General features: G+C 46.1%; 17 protein-coding genes. 13 read left to right on the top strand and 4 right to left on the bottom strand.

The genetic code is table 11. The features are described 5' to 3' along the window. Positions 1-68: 68 nt before the first annotated feature. From K8R76_12920 to K8R76_12900, 5 genes are all read left to right on the top strand, one after another. Complete coding sequence (locus K8R76_12920) at positions 69-797, top strand: YebC/PmpR family DNA-binding transcriptional regulator (protein MCD4849076.1); 729 nt, start codon at positions 69-71, stop codon at positions 795-797. A 27-nt stretch (positions 798-824) separates the two neighbouring features. After that, the gene (gene ruvC, locus K8R76_12915) at positions 825-1328 is read left to right on the top strand and encodes a crossover junction endodeoxyribonuclease RuvC (protein ID MCD4849075.1); all 504 of its coding nucleotides are present in this window, start codon (positions 825-827) and stop codon (positions 1326-1328) included. After that, positions 1288-1887, top strand: a complete 600-nt coding sequence (locus tag K8R76_12910) for a hypothetical protein (protein ID MCD4849074.1) — start codon at positions 1288-1290, stop codon at positions 1885-1887. Before ruvC ends, K8R76_12910 begins: the two co-directional genes overlap by 41 nt. Further along, entirely contained in the window at positions 1884-2903 is a 1020-nt protein-coding gene (gene ruvB / locus K8R76_12905) for a Holliday junction branch migration DNA helicase RuvB (protein MCD4849073.1), read from the top strand. Before K8R76_12910 ends, ruvB begins: the two co-directional genes overlap by 4 nt. A 177-nt stretch (positions 2904-3080) precedes the next feature. After that, a complete protein-coding gene (locus K8R76_12900) occupies positions 3081-3641 on the top strand; it encodes an epoxyqueuosine reductase QueH (GenBank protein ID MCD4849072.1) in 561 nt (186 codons plus the stop codon). Positions 3642-3664: 23 nt separating this feature from the next. Here the strand turns inward: K8R76_12900 and K8R76_12895 are convergent, their stop codons facing one another. After that, positions 3665-4123, bottom strand: coding sequence for an aspartate carbamoyltransferase regulatory subunit (locus K8R76_12895; protein ID MCD4849071.1), 459 nt, complete (start codon positions 4121-4123; stop codon positions 3665-3667). Further along, positions 4123-5046: an aspartate carbamoyltransferase gene (gene pyrB / locus K8R76_12890; protein MCD4849070.1), complete on the bottom strand. Its 924-nt coding sequence runs from the start codon at positions 5044-5046 to the stop codon at positions 4123-4125. The genes K8R76_12895 and pyrB overlap by 1 nt, the downstream gene beginning before the upstream one ends. A 95-nt stretch (positions 5047-5141) precedes the next feature. Here pyrB and pepT point away from each other — a divergent pair, with 95 nt between their 5' ends. The 5 genes from pepT (at position 5142) to K8R76_12865 (ending at position 10141) form a co-directional block, all read left to right on the top strand. Next, entirely contained in the window at positions 5142-6362 is a 1221-nt protein-coding gene (gene pepT, locus K8R76_12885) for a peptidase T (protein MCD4849069.1), read from the top strand. A 183-nt stretch (positions 6363-6545) separates the two neighbouring features. Next, on the top strand, positions 6546-7397 hold the full coding sequence (locus K8R76_12880; protein ID MCD4849068.1) for a hypothetical protein: 852 nt from the start codon (positions 6546-6548) through the stop codon (positions 7395-7397). Between the two features lie 151 nt (positions 7398-7548). Then, positions 7549-7965, top strand: a complete 417-nt coding sequence (locus tag K8R76_12875) for an OsmC family protein (GenBank protein ID MCD4849067.1) — start codon at positions 7549-7551, stop codon at positions 7963-7965. Between the two features lie 18 nt (positions 7966-7983). After that, positions 7984-8718, top strand: a complete 735-nt coding sequence (locus K8R76_12870; protein MCD4849066.1) for a type 1 glutamine amidotransferase — start codon at positions 7984-7986, stop codon at positions 8716-8718. After that, positions 8696-10141 carry an aminoacyl-histidine dipeptidase gene (locus tag K8R76_12865; GenBank protein ID MCD4849065.1) on the top strand — a complete coding sequence of 482 codons (1446 nt, stop codon included), beginning with the start codon at positions 8696-8698 and terminating at the stop codon, positions 10139-10141. Before K8R76_12870 ends, K8R76_12865 begins: the two co-directional genes overlap by 23 nt. 180 nt (positions 10142-10321) lie before the next feature. On the opposite strand, the gene K8R76_12860 is transcribed toward K8R76_12865, so the two are convergent. Next, on the bottom strand, positions 10322-11014 hold the full coding sequence (locus K8R76_12860; GenBank protein MCD4849064.1) for a hypothetical protein: 693 nt from the start codon (positions 11012-11014) through the stop codon (positions 10322-10324). A 248-nt stretch (positions 11015-11262) separates the two neighbouring features. On the opposite strand from K8R76_12860, the gene K8R76_12855 reads away from it, so the two are divergent. Then, positions 11263-13521 (top strand): hypothetical protein, encoded by a 2259-nt coding sequence (locus K8R76_12855; protein ID MCD4849063.1) that lies wholly within the window; start codon positions 11263-11265, stop codon positions 13519-13521. A 98-nt stretch (positions 13522-13619) separates the two neighbouring features. Here the strand turns inward: K8R76_12855 and K8R76_12850 are convergent, their stop codons facing one another. Beyond that, positions 13620-15461 (bottom strand): T9SS type A sorting domain-containing protein, encoded by a 1842-nt coding sequence (locus tag K8R76_12850; GenBank protein ID MCD4849062.1) that lies wholly within the window; start codon positions 15459-15461, stop codon positions 13620-13622. 350 nt (positions 15462-15811) lie between these two features. Between K8R76_12850 and K8R76_12845 the strand changes: the two genes are divergently transcribed. Both K8R76_12845 and K8R76_12840 read left to right on the top strand, forming a co-directional pair. Next, positions 15812-17053 (top strand): permease, encoded by a 1242-nt coding sequence (locus K8R76_12845; GenBank protein ID MCD4849061.1) that lies wholly within the window; start codon positions 15812-15814, stop codon positions 17051-17053. Beyond that, positions 17046-17363, top strand: coding sequence for a metalloregulator ArsR/SmtB family transcription factor (locus K8R76_12840; GenBank protein ID MCD4849060.1), 318 nt, complete (start codon positions 17046-17048; stop codon positions 17361-17363). The genes K8R76_12845 and K8R76_12840 overlap by 8 nt, the downstream gene beginning before the upstream one ends.

Below are 17363 nucleotides of genomic sequence, written 5' to 3'. Positions count from 1 at the left end.
GTGTAGATATCTAATGTTGTAATAGCTTTGATGGAGTTATAATAAATTCATGCGGACGGGAGATGTGCATGTCAGGACATAATAAGTGGAGCAGTATCAAGCATAAAAAGCAGAAAGCTGACGCCGTCAGAGGCAAGATATTCAGCAGACTGGTAAAGGAGATATCTGTTGCCGCAAGGGAAGGCGGCGGAGATACTGAATCAAACTCGAGGCTCAGAGTAGCTGTTGAAACCGCGAAATCTCACAACATGCCTTCGGATAACATCGACAGGGCGATAAAAAGGGGAACTGGTGACCTTGAAGGTATTAATTACGAGGAGATTACCTACGAAGCCTATGGTCCCGGCGGAGTTGCGATTATTATTGAAGTACTGACCGATAACAAGAACAGAACCGCGGCGGATATAAGGCACATTCTTTCCAAGCACGGTGGTCATCTGGGTTCAAGGAACAGTGTAGCCTACATGTTCAACAGAGTTGGACAGATAACTATCGACGGAGCTGAATACACGGAGGATCAGATTCTCGAAGCAGGTCTTGATTTCGGTCTTGAGAACGTTCAGTCGCATGATGATATCATAATTGCCATGACTTCACCTTCGGACGTGTTTGATGTAAAGGACGTTCTTCTGGAGTCCGGAATCAGGATAGAGAGCGCAGAGATCACGAAGCAGCCTGACAACTGGATCGGGCTAAACGAGAAAGAGGCTGGCAAGGCGTTGCAGCTCCTTGAAATACTTGAAGAGTGCGATGATGTACAGGCGGTTCATACAAATTTTGAGATTCGGGAAGAATAGTTGAATCCCGATGAAGCTCCAGTTTATATCGGTATAGATCCCGGACTGGGTACGACAGGTTACGGTGTTCTTCGATTTGAGTCAGGAAACACGGTATTAGTTGATGCAGGGACGATAAGATCCTCGCCGGATGATCTGCTTCCCGCAAGACTTGATGAACTGTACACAGGTCTTATCGAGGTTATCGATTCCTTTCATCCTGAGGCCATGGGACTGGAGCAGGTGTACTCGCACTACAGGCATCCTGCCACAGCCATCAAGATGGGGCACGCAAGAGGAGTGCTATGCCTTGCGGGTCAGAGGAGAAATCTGCGGATTGTTCCACTCCCTTCAACGACGATAAAGAAACTTGTGACCGGAAAAGGAAGGGCAAGCAAGGAGCAGGTCGCTGGTATGGTCAGACATCTTCTGGGTATATCTGAAGAAATACGGTCTAATGATGTTACTGACGCTCTTGCTGCTGCAATAGCTGCATACGAAAGTGAACGGTATGATAGAAAGTATAAGAGGAACAGTAGTAGATACGGGTGATTCTACCATCTATCTTCGGACAGGTCCCGTTGTCTTGTCGATTCTTGCTCCGGGATTCTTCCTTAGACGAGTTTCAGTGGGACAGACACTGGATATACCTGTATACCTTCATTTTCAAATGGAAGGGAATCGCATAGTACCTCTTATTGTGGGTTTTCCAGAGATCAAGGACAGAGAATTCTTCGAGCAGTTCATCTCCGTATCAGGAGTAGGCGTAAAAGCAGCTGTAAAAGCATTGGCCAGACCACCTTTCGAGATAGGGGGCGCAATCGCTTCAGAGGATTATGCCTATCTGACCGCACTTCCCGGAATAGGAAACAAGAGGGCAAGGCAGATTGTAGCCAGACTTCAGGATCAGATGGAGAAAGCCTATGGTTCCCTATCATCATCGAGGTTGGACGCAGCTGCTCTTGGTGAAGCCAGAGCCGTACTTCGACAGCTTGGTATACCGTCATCTGAAGCTGAAACTCTCCTTTCTGAAACGGTTAAAGAACTGGGAGATGATGCTGATACTCCGGATATGATTAAATACGCTATGAGAATCAGGAGCAGAAAGTGAGCAGAGAGTCTATTATTTCAGGCGGATCAGAGAGCATAGACGAAAGCACGCTTACTTCTCTTCGACCGAAGAATCTGGACGGGTACATCGGGCAGGAATCTGTAGTTAAGAAACTATCCATAGCCATTCAGGCTGCTCTCGGAAGAGGCGAACCTCTTGATCATATTCTGTTTCACGGTCCTCCCGGACTTGGAAAGACAACTCTCGCTCATATAGTAGCAACCGAAATGAATGCAGGTTTTGTTTCCGCGTCCGGCCCAGCTCTTGAAAGAGCTGCTGATCTGGTAGGAATACTCACCAATCTTCAGCAGGGTGATATCTTCTTCATCGATGAAATGCACAGATTACCAAGAATTGTCGAAGAGTACCTGTATCCCGCTATGGAGGATTTCGAAATAGACATTATTCTTGATCCAGGTCCTCATGCCCGAACAGTAAAACTTGATCTCGCCGAATTCACGATAGTTGGTGCCACTACGAGGGCCGGGCTTATCACCGGACCAATGAGGGACAGATTCGGCCTGTCGCTCCACATGCAATTCTATACTCCGAGCGAGCTTACTGAAATTGTTCGCAGATCATCAACGATTCTTAAAATTGATATCACTGATGGAGGAGCGGAGACAATAGCTCTTCGGTCCCGGGGAACACCCAGAATATCCAACAGACTTCTTAAGAGGGTTCGCGATTTTGCGCAGGTTGAAGAAAAGGATTCCATTACAGAGGATGTCGCAGTTGAGGCAATGGATATTCATGGTATCGATGAAGCCGGACTGGACAGTCTGGACAGGAAATATCTTCAGATAATCATAAAACAGTATACAGGCGGTCCGGTTGGTGTCGCTGCTCTAGCTGCAACCCTGAACGAGGAACAGGATACTCTCATCGATGTCGTCGAGCCCTTTCTTCTTTCAGCCGGATTTCTGAACAGAACAAGCAGAGGAAGGATGTCTACTCCAAAAGCATGCAGGCATCTGGGGCTTGATCACAGGGGTCAGGAAGAATTGCTATTGTGACTAACCTGTATATTTCACCAGGGTTCGTAACGAAACGGTGTAGAAGCGCTCGCAGACAAGGCATACGAAGGAGGTCGACGCAGACGTATAGTAGTATATACTTCAAGGAAGACCAACTGAGCATAACGCAGTATGCGAGTGCCTTATGCACCGTTGCAGTAGAACTGCTGGTGAGATATGCAGGTTAAGTCTGTTCCACTGCTGCTGCATGTATGCTGCGCTCCATGTATGACTGTTGTTCAGAAGGCGCTTTCTCTGGAGGGCTTCGAGATCACAGCCTTCTTTTACAATCCGAATATTCATCCATGGAAAGAAAGACAGAGAAGACTGGAGACTCTGACTACATACTCAGGTTCAGAGGGAATTCCTCTTGAGACAGTAGAAGCATATCCCCTGGAGGAGAACATAAGAATGCTTCTTGAGGCGGAGAACAGATGTTATGCCTGCTTTGAAGACAGGCTTTCAGCGACAGCGGATAAAGCGAATGAAATGGGATTGCCCGCGTTCTCGACAACACTGTCTGTCAGCCCATATCAGAACCAGGAGCAGATAAAAAGAGCTGGAAAAAAAGCAGCGGTCAATACCGGAGTGGAATTCGTATATAGAGATTACAGAGATCTATACAGGGATTCAGTAAGAATTTCCAGAGAAAACGGCATGTACAGGCAGCCTTACTGCGGATGCGTTTTCAGCGAACGGGACAGATATCTGAGAATTAAGTCACCTGGAATGATCTGATACGCTCTAGCCCTTGTTTCTTACTAATTTGAGCTTAGCAGATCAGCTTCGATCACAGTTGCACGTTCACAATATCTGCATCTGTATGTAACAGATTTTCTGTCCTCAAGAAAGAAGTGTTTTTCCGCTCCCAGTTTGTTGGTTGCACAATTGGGATTTGGGCAGGCAAGAATACCACTGACCTCAGAAGGCAGAGAAATCTGACGTTTTTCAAATACTTCGCCGTCCTTGATGATGTTAATTGTAGCATCGGGTGCTATAAGAGCTATCATATCCGTTTCATCATGAGATAATATGCGATTCTCTACTTTGACGATATCTTTACCATCAGGGTATTTCTTGGATCGGAAACCGATGCCAATCGTCATTATTCCTTCATTTCCGAGTCCAAGTATTCGGATGACCTTGAGAGCAAGGGGAGTTGGAATATGATCAATGACAGTTCCATTCTGAATTGAATAAACCTTGTATGCTCTGTCCATCAGTCCAGACCTCCGGTCACCAGGCCAAGCAGCGCCTGTCGTGTGGGTATCCCGTTGTGAGCCTGAGTGAAGTACAATGCGTTCGGAAGATCATCAACTTCCTCCGCAATTTCATCAACGCGCGGGAGCGGGTGCATAATTCTGATATCTTTTCCCAGGATATCAATGGTTTCTCTGGTGATTCTGTAACTCCCCGCAACTTTTTCGTATTCCTGCGGATCACCGAAACGCTCTTTCTGGATTCTGGTCACATAAAGGATATCGAGATTACGTTTTCCAGCGTCTTCCAGATCTTCCATATTCCTGTAATGAATCTTCCTGTCATCAAGTTCATTGAGCATATGTTCCGGCATCGCCAGAGCAGGCGGTGAGATGAAGGTTAATTCTGCACCAAAGAGTGTGAGTGCGTGTGTGAGTGAATGTACTGTTCTACCGTATTTAAGATCGCCAACTATTCCAATCTTCAGTCCATCAAGCGTACCCAGTATTTCCTTAATAGTGAACAGATCCAGGAAGGTCTGGGTAGGATGCTGGTTGGCTCCATCACCCGCGTTTATAACAGGTGTATCAGATAGTTCAGAAGCCATTCTTGCCGCTCCCTCTACCGGATGCCTTATTACAATTACATTGCAATATCCGGCGACAGTCCTGATCGAATCTGCAAAGGATTCACCCTTGCTCTGCGAGGATGAACCAGGATTGGCAATACCGAAAACAGATCCGCCGCTTTTGAGAACAGCCGATTCGAAGGAGAGCCTGGTTCTTGTGGAAGGCTCAAAGAATAATGTTGCTACGGTTTTGTCCTTCATGAAGTCGGGGGGATTGGATTCCTTCACAAAACGGGTTGTATCAACGATTTTTATGAGATCATCCAGTGACATATCTCTTATGGATATAACGCTTCTGTTCCTGAAGGATACCACAAAATCACCTGCTCTCGTTTACGGATTTCAGTCTGTACTCAATCCAAATCTTCGGTATATATACCAAATCGAATCCGCTAATGAAAAGGAGAAATATGTCTGAACGATTAACAGAAAGATTTCTGAGCTACGTTGGAATCAATACTGCATCCGATCCAGCCTCCACCTCCTCACCGTCTTCCTCATGTCAGCTTGATTTTCTCAGAATGCTCGAGGGTGAATTACGGGAAACAGGTATGAAGCATATCGAACTGGATGAAAAAGGCACTTTATATGCAGCTCTTCCCGGAAAGGGAAGCGGTGATACTGTCATCGGTCTGATCGCCCACGTAGACACTTCTCCTGATGTCTCAGGTAAAGATGTATCTCCCGTTCTTCACAGTGACTGGGACGGAAAGGCTATAACTCTACAATCAAATATTGTCATAGATCCGGAAGAGACCGAGGATATGATCAGGTACGTCGGGGGTACAATAATCACATCTGATGGTACAACCTTGCTTGGAGCTGATGACAAAGCCGGTGTTGCGATCATTATGGAGATATGCAGGAGTCTGATCGCAGATCCTGATATTCCAAGACCCCCACTGAAGGTTGCGTTTACAACAGATGAAGAAGTCGGCAGGGGTATGGACAATTTCAATATATCGACATTCGGGGCTGATCTTGCGTATACCGTTGATGGGAGTGCTATTGGAAAGGTGGATACACAAACCTTCAATGCATGGTCAGCTGACTGGAAAGTAAAAGGGAATGAAGTCCATCCTGGAAGTGCAAAGGATATTCTTGTCAACTCTGTCCGGATTCTGGCGGATATTGTTGCGATGATCAGTTCAGAAGAAATGCCTGAGAACAGCTCAGGTATGGAGGGCTATGACTACCCTCTTTCCATCACCTCTGTAACTGCAGAGGGTGAATTGAAGATGATCCTTCGTGATTTTACCCGGGAAGGTATGGAAACGAGAATCAACAGAATGCGCAGCATCGAGAAATGGATCAAGGTTAAATATCCGCGTGCAGAGATCTCGCTCGAACTTACAGAGCAGTACCGGAACCCCGGAGAAATTCTTCTGAAGGACAGAAGACCGGTTGATTACGCCCTGAAGGGAATGGAAAGAGCTGTCCTTGAAGGGGAAGAAGGTTCAATAAGAGGGGGTACTGACGGGTCGAGATTATCATTCATGGGTATTCCCACTGTGAATCTGCCTACAGGAGGAGAATTCTTTCACTCCAGGAAGGAGTGGATTGCTGAAGAGGGTCTTGAAGCATCCTTCAGAATTGTACTTGAAACACTGAAAATATGGGGAGCGAATTAGTCCATACTTTTTACCGGAAACGCTGTGGATTTCTCTGAAACAACAGGCTCCTGGCATAGCTGGTATAGAAAATCTGAGAAACACACAAGGTGTTTTACCGGGCATTCTGTTCCCCTTGCTTTTATTATAAATAGTGTTATGTGTTTCATGTGTTATACGTGTGATAACATATAGGGGGGTCTTTTGAGATATCAAGCAATAGTATTAATGACGTCCGCATTAGTGTTTTCTGTTGCTTTCGCACAGACAGAAGAGGAAATACCCCCGGACCCTGTTGTCAACGGGTTTATGCCGGAAGAGGAAACACCTCCAGATACCATTGACACATCTGAGACAGAAGAGGAAACACCTCCAGATACCATTGACACATCTGAGACAGAAGAGGAAACACCTCCAGATACCATTGACACATCTGAGACAGAAGAGGAAACACCTCCAGATACCATTGACACATCTGCGACAGAAGAGGAAACACCTCCAGATACCATTGACACATCTGTGACAGAAGAGGAATTATTACAGCCGGATGAGGATGAATCTTCTGAATCGGTTAGTGAGTACTCATACTACGAAGACACTTCACATTTGATTCCTGACAACCCTACCGCGGTTCTCGAGGCGTTTTTTGAAGCTCTTAAAGCGGGGGATGGTGAATCTGTCTCATCTCTTGTCTCAAGTGAAGCACTAGATAACATAGATGTTATGCTGGATGTATTGAAGGAAAGTCTTGATCGAGATGAAGAATTAACTATGAACCGTCTTGCTGCCGCTGGATACACCGCGACAGCAAGTGATATAGATGATTGGTCAACTCTGGAATATCTTGAATTCACACTCTCTCTCCCAATAATGATTGCTCGTTACTCGATGTACGAGATGGAGATAGGAGAATACACCTTAAATGGCAGTAATCTTGATATTCCACTGACATTTGTCAGTTCTGCCGGGATGGAGCTTCCTTTTGAGGTAAAGCTTGTCCGGGAGGATGATACCTGGAAAGTGTCAAATTTCATGGGATTCAGCAGCTTTCCCTGAACTGCGATATAGCAGGTATCCTGATTCTGTCATGAATCCGGTATGATTTGAATCACAGAATATTCCGATCTTTCTCGTATTTCCCTTACTCTTATAAATGCTTATTTTATATACTTCTTTTCGATACAAGGATTGATACATGGAGGAATCAATGGCTGTAAGCACTGCTATGTGGCTTGGAGGACTTGCATTCTCCGTTGAACAGGACGGTCACAGGTTTGTTATTGATGGCTCTGAGGAATTCGGCGGGGAAGATAAAGGTCCCAGGCCTAAAAACCTTCTTCTAACAGCACTGATCGGCTGCACCGGAATGGATGTTGTGTCCATTCTCAAGAAGATGAAGGTTGAGAACTATACTCTCACTGTCAGTGCCAGCGGTGACTATACTGAGGATCATCCCAGAGTTTTCAAATTCATAAACATTGAGTACCTCTTCAGGGGGAATAAACTACCGAGGAAGCAAATTGAAAGGGCTGTATCTCTTTCTCAGGACAGGTATTGCGGTGTATCAGCCATATTTCGATGCAGTGTTCAAATGAATCATAAGATCGTTATTGAGAATACCTGATTCCGGAGTGATACGGATATGATTCATCCTCCAAATGTTCTTATTCTTGATTATTCGGTAGACCGTTCTGAAGGTCCTCTTTTCAGGCGCTGGCTTCCGGATGAATGCGAATCAACAACTGTATTCGTTTACTCTCGCGAGGATATTCCTGATACTGGTGTATTTACACATGTGATGCATACCGGTTCGAGCCTGTCTATCTGTTCTGATGCTGAATTCTATTCAAAGGCTGAAAGAGTCATTCTCTCCTGCGTGGAGAACGGAATACCGCAAATGGGTGTCTGCTACGGTCATCAGCTGCTCTGCAGGGTTCTGGTCGGCCCATCATCTGTAAGGAAATGTAATAATGGACTTGAAGCGGGTTGGAGGAATGCTGTAATAACAGGAACCGGATTGAATATCCAGGGTGTGAGAGCGATTTCGAGGGTTTTTCAGTTTCATTTTGATGAGGTTGTTGTTCTGCCGTCCGGTGCTGAAATAATTGCGACCAGCAGACATACTGGAATTCAGGGTTTCATGGATAAAGCCAGGAGAATTCTCAGCCTGCAATTTCATCCTGAATTCTCAAGGAAGGATGGGAATCATCTTTTCTTTAAGGAGAGAAGGCTCCTTGAAGAGAATGGTTTCGATCTTGCCACTATTCAAGCTGATGGACCGAACATAGATGCAGGAAGAGTATTTTTCAGTTATTTTATGAGTAGTTTTCAGAAAAGCGGAGAGGATCAACCTTATGCGAGTACTTTCAGAGATTGAACCAGGAGAAATATGGTTCTGGTTTGAGGAAATATCCCGAATTCCCAGACCTTCAGGCAGTGAAAAAGAGATAGCTGATTTTCTTGTTGACTTTGCAGGAAAAAGGAACCTTCCGGTGAAGCGGGACGATGTTAACAATGTTCTGATAACTTCACCCGGAAGGGGGAACGCAGCTTCTCATCCATCACTCGTTCTGCAGGCTCATGTGGATATAGTCCCTGAGAAAACCGATGACAGTTCACATATTTTTACCAGCGATCCCATTATTCCGGAAATTGACGGAGACTGGGTTACTTCAAAAAAGACTACTCTTGGCGCTGATAACGGAATCGGTGTAGCGCTGATGCTTGCAGTTCTCGATTCTGATGACATTTCACATCCTTTTCTGGAGTGTCTCTTCACAACAGATGAGGAAAGAGGTCTTACTGGTGCTGCTCAACTGGATTCCGAATGGATTACATCGAAGCGTCTCATCAATCTTGATTCTGAAGACGAAGGTGTTTTTACCATTGGCTGTGCCGGTGGGCTTGATTTCACAGTGTCCATGAATTTTGACCGGACGGATGTACCTGCGGAATACTATCGTCTTGAAATCACCGGACTCAGAGGTGGTCATTCCGGAATGGAGATCAATAAAAACCGGGGTAATGCAATACGGTTCCTTGGCAGAATTCTTCATAGAATCTGCAATCATCATAATTGTCTGATAGCTGATATAGAAGGCGGATCAAAAAGAAATGCCATTCCGAGAACCGCGATAGCTGTTATCTCAATTCAAAAACAGTCTGTTGATGCTGTCAGGGAATTAATTCAAAGGGCAACCATAGAACTGAAGAGAGAGTATGAAGGTATTGAAGAAGGTATCGAAACAACTCTTCAGTCCACCGCAACAGATAGAAAACCGGTTTCACAGGAGATCACTATCAGGATAATAAATCTGCTTCTCTCGATGCCTCACGGAGTTGAAAAAATGAGTGGAGTGGTTCCAGGACTTGTTGAAACCTCTGTAAACATGGCTATCGCTTCAATGAAAGAGGACAGATTTATTCTTGAATTCGCAGCAAGAAGCCCTATGGACAGCGCCAAACAGGCACTTGCCGCCAGAGCTGCAGCAATCGCTGAGCTTGCCTTCTGTGATTTCAGGGCAGGTTCCGCCTATCCCGGATGGATGCCCGATTCAAATTCCGCACTGCTGACAAAAATAGCAAATATCTATAGGGAAGTTACAGGCAATGAACCAGTTATAGAAACAATTCATGCCGGTCTCGAATGCGGGATTATCGGTGACAGGATTGCCGGAATGGAAATGATTTCCATGGGACCTAATATAAGAGATGTTCATATTCCAGGGGAGAAGGTCAGTATTTCATCGCTTCAGCGGTTCTGGATATTTTTCAAATCGGTAATGGAATTTCTTGATTAAGGAAAGTGTCTGTCTTCGTCCAGATTATTAAGACCTTGCAACGATTCCTAGCATCCTCCGTATTTGAGCGCAGGATGACAACTACGGCCACACCGCCAAGACCGATAAGCCAAAGAAAGCCGGTGATGGATAAACAGGTCGCAATCCGACCGAGCCGGAGTGATCGAGAATCCTGGCAGGTCAGAATATCATATCGGCATTTACGACTACATTGGCTCCAATAACAAGTCCGGTATCAGATACCTCACTGTGATCCTGCCGGATCATACCTACAAACAGCCTTCCCTCAACAAAAACATCCTCTGCTACCCTCCTGCCGAAAGTTGCCATACCCGCAGGACCTGAAAGAGTGCCGTACTCGTTAAAGGGTGTTCCAAGCAGGAAAAGACCGAATCCTCCGCCTACAGACCAGGCTTCAGACGGGTACCATGTTGCCATAATAGCCGTCACTGAACTGGCTGCGAGGGGATCGTCACCCCAGAAACCCTGAGTGTTGAACCATGCGGTTGTGTTGTCCAGTGTAAATGCACACTTCACTGATCTTACCAGAACCCCCATGGACAGGTTTGTCACACCTGCGTTGAAACCCTCCCACTCACCGCCGTGCCAGTGGGTTTGAGCTCCGTCGCGAATCCATGTTCCTCCCTGATGTATCTGAAGACCGAGACCTGCCCCAACCCGAAAGAACGGCGAGATATTGGCCCTGGAACCATGTACTCTGTTAAAACCCTGAACCTCTGAGGCGCTTTCCTCATCAGGCACCAGAACCTCTGAAGTGGTTTCCTCCGGTGCGGTATCCTCAGCTGGTGCTGTATCCACTTCCTGAGCGAACACTCCAATGGAAAGAACAAGAAGAATGAGTAAATATTTCATTGTATAAGCCCCTTTACGTAAGAAGTATTAACGGTATCAAAATTTTTCAAATAGTAGTATACTGCAATCCAGCATGAAATGTAAATCGGAGGAGAGAAGACCTGGAATCCTCTTACAGTTCCGGGTATTCAAGAATGCGCCTGATAAAGGGAGGTTATATATTCTACTTCCAGCAGTGTTTTGTGTCCCTGTCGCTGAATTTTATACGATGAAGGCCATTTTCGGAAATTGCATATAGAGGGGAATTTATGTTTGTGGGATTACATCAGATATGGATACTTACAATACTGAGTACTATGCTGATAGTTACCAGGGTCGGTGCTGAACAGATTCAACCGGATGTTCTGGACAATATGGGCTTCGAAGTGATGGATGATGACAGCCTGATGCCGATTAGCTGGACCTTTGGAGGTCAGGGCTACTCCGGGTGCTGTGATTCCCTGATCATCTACAGCGGGACACGCTCCTTCAGAATAGACTACATAGACATAGAGCCGGCAGAAGATTACGGTTTTATCGGTGGTTACATCCCTTTCATTTTTGAGGAAGAAATAATTACACTCAGTGGTTGGTTTCGCACAGTTAATGTGCGAGAAGACGGTTATGTAGGTATGTATCTCTACCTGTACGATAAGCATGGTAACCCGGAGTCCAGGAAAAACATTTATCTGGAGAACCTTAATGGATCTACGGAATGGCATCAATTAGAGGTAAGTATTGAGAACAGTCGCTTTGGTTACGAACTGGAATTGGGTGTGTTTCTATACGGAACAGGAACGATATGGGTCGATGATCTTGAACTCCTGCTGGATGATAAGCCAGTTTCCGAGGCTATGCCGCGTATCCTGCCCGGTGCGGAACTGGATCATGAATTCGACACAGGATCGGGTCTTGAATTAACCGAAGTTAATGACTTCCAGCTTGAGTCACTTGTTCTTCTGGGGAAAGTGTGGGCTTTCCTGAAATACCACCATCCACAAATCGGAAGGGGGGATGTGAACTGGGACTACGCTCTCATGCGGGTTCTTCCCTACGTACTTGACGCTGCCACAGAACCTGAGAGGCAGCGATCACTCCTGGATCTGATAGAGGGTCTTGAGCCTGTCTCAGTTCGTATATGCTCGTTGCCCTCACCTGATGAGATCCGTCTGAGTTCGAATCTTGATTGGATCAACGGTCCCGAAGTTAATCCTGAACTTGCAGCTTCGCTCTGGAATATCTACAATGGGCGTTTTCAGGGGGAACACTACTATGTCCGAGGAAAACCATTCTCCTACTTCAACGAGTGTGAATACGAAGATATGGACAAACCGGATACAGGATTTCGGTTGCTGGCTCTATACAGATACTGGGGGATCATTGAGTACTTCTTCCCATACCGTTATGCCATTGACGGTGACTGGGACGATATGCTCAGGGAATATATCCCTGCCTTCATAGAAGCTGATGATCCTCTTTCCTATCAGCTTGCCCTTCAGAAACTCATTGTAGGCATTTGCGATTCACACGCTATCATAGTGGATGAACCTGATGCTCTCCGTGAGTTTTTCGGCAATTTCTGCATTCCCCTTCGTCTGGTCTATATTGAAGATCAGTGGGTCGTTGACGGATACACTCACGAGTCTGCTGTTTTATCCGGTATTGAGTTTGGCGATGTGATTATTGCCGTTGATGGCCAACCTGTCACAGAAAGGGTGGAGCAACTGTATCCATATACAACCGGATCAACTGAAGCCTCCCGATACGAGAGACTCGGCCGCAATCTGCTCAGGGGTGATAATACGGAGACCGTTACTCTCACTGTTCAGAGGGGCGATGACACGCAGGTTGTGACAGTACAGAGCGTAGAATGGGAGGAAGTGAACCCGGAACTGGCCGAAACACCGGCAGTAGGTGAAGGTGTGTACACAATTATGGATAATGGAACCGCTTATGTATACACAGCTATGCTCAAATGGAACGAATTGGATGCAATTAAGGAAGATCTGAGAAAAGCGGACAATCTGATTCTGGATCTTCGTGATTACCCGGGTGGATTCGTGATATACGATGTAGCTGATTTTATACTACCTGAAGAAACAGTTTTTGCTGACTTTACTTATTCGGATTACTGCAATCCCGGCACTTTCGTCTGGGCAGAACCTGTTTATGCCGGAGGAGGGGATTCCCTTGCTTTTGAAGGCAAAATCGCAATCCTTATTGATGAAGGCTCCCAGAGTTTAGCCGAATTTTCTGCTATGGCCTGGAAACTTGCGCCGCAGGCACGGGTATTCGGCAGCCCAAGCTCAGGAGCAGATGGTGATGTGGCGTTTGTGTCGCTGCCTGGCGAAGTACGGACACGTTTTTCAGGTCTTGGAGTCTACAACCCCGATAGAAGCGAGACCCAGAGGGTTGGCATACTGCCCGATGTGCTGGTCAGGCCCACCATCGAAGGTATGCAGTCAGACCGTGATGAGGTGCTTGAAGCAGCGCTGGAGTGGCTGTCATCAACTGAATCCGAGGAGTAACCGGTTCTTTATCTCAGATACATTGATAAGGCTATCCGTGAGTAATTTACATAAGATTCAGCAGGGAATTGGTTATTCCTTCAATTCCGAATTCTCAATTATTCAATTACTACAAAACGCTGTGTTGCTCTGAACGTTCCTGCTTCCATCCTGACGAAGTAGATGCCAGGTCTGAGATCACTCAGTTGTACTTCCTGCTGACCGGCAGAGAACTCACTGTTAACTGGATTGCTTATTAACCTTCCGGTAATATCAAAGATGCGTAATTGAACCATGCAGGTTTCCGGAATAGAAAATTCCAGTTTCATCAATCCTGCTGAAGGATTTGGTATAGCACCATAAAGGATATAATCGTCAACGGTTGGATCAATCGCAATTCCGGTAGGACTCCAGGTAATAGTAATATCTTCAAGGGCTGGTGAAACGGATGGATCGGACCTTTCAATAAGGACTCTGTACTGGAAGTAACTGTCGTTATCGTTGAGAATTCCTTCCAGGCTGCATGGTGCTGTTAATGTGTCGGACCAGTTTCCCATATCTTCCGGGTCGTCGGAAGACCGAACCAGGAATGCAAGAGCGCATCCTGCAGGAACATCAGCAGTCCAGTCTATGTATTCCCAATAAGGATTTTCATCGATATCAAGAATAGAGGATTCAAGCCAGCCTTCGAAAGATGGCCCGACAAAGTCAATCCAGTATAATTCAGTATCACCAGACATGGATGCCCATCTACTGATAGCGTCCGTGTAACCGTTCTCATCTATATCTCCGGCAGACCAGCATCCTATTCCACTCGAAGCACTCCAGAAAGTGTGCCGCTCCCATGTCATAGCATTACCACTGATGTTCTCGTACCAGACCAATATATCTGGATAGCGTTCACAGCCCAGAACATCCATGTCGCCATCACAATCAATATCCATTGATACTGCTGGCTTTGAGGTGCCGGATAATTCGAATATTTCCATCTGCTCCCAGTTGTTTGCCGAACCATCGGTATTAAGAAACAGTTCCAGGTTGAAATGAGTATGGCTATAACCAGTCAGGAGATCTATATCTCCATCAAGATCCCAATCATATGGCAATCCGGATCGTGTGTTATGATATCCGGCAATGATAGAATGAGTGGTCCAGGTTCCCTGATTTACCTGTTCAATCCAACCCAGACGACTTGGAAGCAATCCATCCCCACAGAAGATATCTGTATCACCATCCCCGTCTGCATCTGCTGCCCTTAACCAGCTTGGATAACCGAAGTATCCGGTTTGATAAACAGTAGACCAATCATGTCCGAATCCATCTACATTCTCAAAGATAATGACTGTTCCCTGACCCTTCGCACAACCAATCGCATCAAGGTCGTCATCTCCGTCAATATCAGCATGGATTATCCTCCATGCCCAGTCATAACCAAGAGCTATTGGATAACCCTGCCAGGAATCGCCAACTCCATCCAGGTTCTCATAGTAGTAGAAGTCATCACCCGATGAGATCAGGAAATCAATATCCCCATCAGCGTCCAGATCGACTGGATCCAGGCAGTATGTTTCGTAGTACGTCACTGGAAATGAGTGAGTAATCCATTGCTCACCTGACCCGTCAACATTCTCCATCCAGAATACTGAGTCTACTGGAGTATCACTGAAAGCAACATCGATATGACCATCACCATTAACATCACAGGCAACTGCATATCTTATCAGCATTTTACCCAATACTAAAAAGTGAGACTCTTCATCTTTTGGACTTGTTCCCAGCATCAATGAACCTGGATTAGTTGGACAAATCCCCGAACTTGAACAAAATTGGTCACTCCAGACCAGGTTTGGTCCGGGAACTCCGGATCCTCCAGACCAGTCTGTCTGAGTTGCTGAATCCGCAATGGAAAGAGAGAATGGAATAATGACAAGAACAGCCATGAGTACTTCTGTCATTCTCATGAATGCACCTCCTTTAAGCAAGATTACAAATGAATCTGTCTTTTACAGCCGAAAGGCTGCTGGATATGATGTGCAACACTGAAGAATGAAGGGCTGGCCAATCGGCCTTATTTATAATAATAACAGCCAATGATATTTTTTGTCAATACCTATTAAACTGAATAGTGAAGCGATTCTCTGCAGTTTCGAAGGAAAGTAATATCGTAGAAATATTTCCTCTGGAACGCGACTTCGCGGGGAGGCTTTTCGACATTCCCCATAATGCATAATTGCGAGATCTGACCTTAACAGAGATTGACATTTGAACATTTGCTCATATATTCAAATATAGTTACATGGAGGTCAGACAGATGGAATTCATAAATACCGTATGGAGCACAATTCGGGCACTTGCTCCGTCGCTCATATTCGGTCTGCTGATTGCCGGAGTTCTGCATGTGTTTGTCAAGAAGGACAGGATATCCTCTCATCTTGGCCGACCGGGGTTCAGAAGCAGCATGAAAGCGGCTCTTATCGGTGTTCCGCTTCCTCTATGTTCGTGCGGTGTTCTTCCAGCTGCTCTTGGTCTCCGGAGGGATGGAGCTTCCAGGGGTGCAGTCACATCATTCCTTATCAGCACTCCTCAGACAGGTGTTGATTCCATAGCGGTTACATGGGGAGTGCTGGGATGGCCTGTGGCACTCGCAAAGGTTATAGCGGCTTTTCTGGCGGGAGTGATCGGCGGGACGATCGCGGATAAAACAGGGAATGGACTCGAGAACGCCGGAACGGCAATAGGTTGTTCCGAGATCGAAACCGGCTCCATTCCTTACAGAATATGGAATTACTTCTTTGGGTCGATATTCAGGGATATCTACAGGTGGCTTGCACTGGGAATAATCGTATCAGCGCTGATAACCACATTTCTTGAACCGGGTCAGCTTTCCGAATACACTGTCCTCGAAGGTCCGCTGGGTCTTATTGCCGCTCTGGCTATAGGCATCCCGCTGTACGTCTGTTCAATTGCATCCGTTCCCATTGCAGCAGGTTTGATCTATGCCGGTTTTCCAATTGGAAGCGCGCTGGTCTTCCTGATGGCCGGACCGGCAACAAACGCTGCAACAATGGGAGCAGTTCGGAAATCACTTGGAACAAGGGTTTTCCTTATCTACATTCTGACTGTTATCGGAGTGAGTCTTGCAGCGGGTGGAGTTCTGAATTCACTGAATATTTCACTGTCAGGAATTCATCATACCGGACATTCAATGAATTCAATAACTTCATCTATGACGACAGGAACTGGAATTCTGCTCGTTACGGGCATAGCATGGTTTGCTGTAAATGACATTCTCAAATATCTAAGGAAACTTTCACTGAATGATAAAGCTGATTCCGTATTTCAGATTAAGATTGAGGGTATGGGATGCACAAGCTGCGAGATGAAAGTGACAAACGCTCTTTCAGAGCTTCCAGGTGTTCTGGGTGTGACTGTATCCGCTTCGGATGGGAATGCATTACTCAACATTGACAGAAGCGGGGATTTCAATCCTGTGATGGCTGTCAGGGCAGTAGAAGAGGCGGGATATACTGTCAGAGAGGAGCGTTATGTCTGATACAGCAACCGGTAGTGGAATCAGGAGACCTGATCCTGAGGAACTTCTGTTGCTTGCGGAGCTTTTCCACCAGATGTCTGATTCTACAAGGCTCGGACTTCTTATAAGTCTTCAAGGTGAGGAAACATGCGTCTGTGAACTGGCTGATCAATCGGATGTGAGCGTATCAGCCGTTTCACACCAGCTTCGATCGCTGCGAACCGCAAGGCTCGTTATCGGAAGAAGAGAGGGAAGGCACATCTACTACAGTCTTGCTGACGATCATGTCAGAGCACTTGTATCCATTGGTCTGGAGCATGTGCGGGAGTAG

The organism is Candidatus Aegiribacteria sp. (assembly GCA_021108435.1).
Classification (GTDB): Bacteria; Fermentibacterota; Fermentibacteria; order Fermentibacterales; family JCC-6; genus Aegiribacteria.
Note: the sequence above shows the minus strand (reverse complement) of the source record. Positions and strands in the feature narration are given on the sequence as shown.

Coding starts and splice junctions, on each gene's coding strand:
- K8R76_12920 (MCD4849076.1), top strand. CDS start 69: ATGTCAGGACATAATAAGTGGAGCAGTATCAAGCATAAAAAGCAGAAA.
- K8R76_12910 (MCD4849074.1), top strand. CDS start 1,288: ATGATAGAAAGTATAAGAGGAACAGTAGTAGATACGGGTGATTCTACC.
- K8R76_12900 (MCD4849072.1), top strand. CDS start 3,081: ATGCAGGTTAAGTCTGTTCCACTGCTGCTGCATGTATGCTGCGCTCCA.
- K8R76_12895 (MCD4849071.1), bottom strand. CDS start 4,123: ATGGACAGAGCATACAAGGTTTATTCAATTCAGAATGGAACTGTCATT.
- pepT (MCD4849069.1), top strand. CDS start 5,142: ATGTCTGAACGATTAACAGAAAGATTTCTGAGCTACGTTGGAATCAAT.
- K8R76_12875 (MCD4849067.1), top strand. CDS start 7,549: ATGGCTGTAAGCACTGCTATGTGGCTTGGAGGACTTGCATTCTCCGTT.
- K8R76_12870 (MCD4849066.1), top strand. CDS start 7,984: ATGATTCATCCTCCAAATGTTCTTATTCTTGATTATTCGGTAGACCGT.
- K8R76_12865 (MCD4849065.1), top strand. CDS start 8,696: ATGCGAGTACTTTCAGAGATTGAACCAGGAGAAATATGGTTCTGGTTT.
- K8R76_12860 (MCD4849064.1), bottom strand. CDS start 11,014: ATGAAATATTTACTCATTCTTCTTGTTCTTTCCATTGGAGTGTTCGCT.
- K8R76_12855 (MCD4849063.1), top strand. CDS start 11,263: ATGTTTGTGGGATTACATCAGATATGGATACTTACAATACTGAGTACT.
- K8R76_12850 (MCD4849062.1), bottom strand. CDS start 15,461: ATGAGAATGACAGAAGTACTCATGGCTGTTCTTGTCATTATTCCATTC.
- K8R76_12845 (MCD4849061.1), top strand. CDS start 15,812: ATGGAATTCATAAATACCGTATGGAGCACAATTCGGGCACTTGCTCCG.
- K8R76_12840 (MCD4849060.1), top strand. CDS start 17,046: ATGTCTGATACAGCAACCGGTAGTGGAATCAGGAGACCTGATCCTGAG.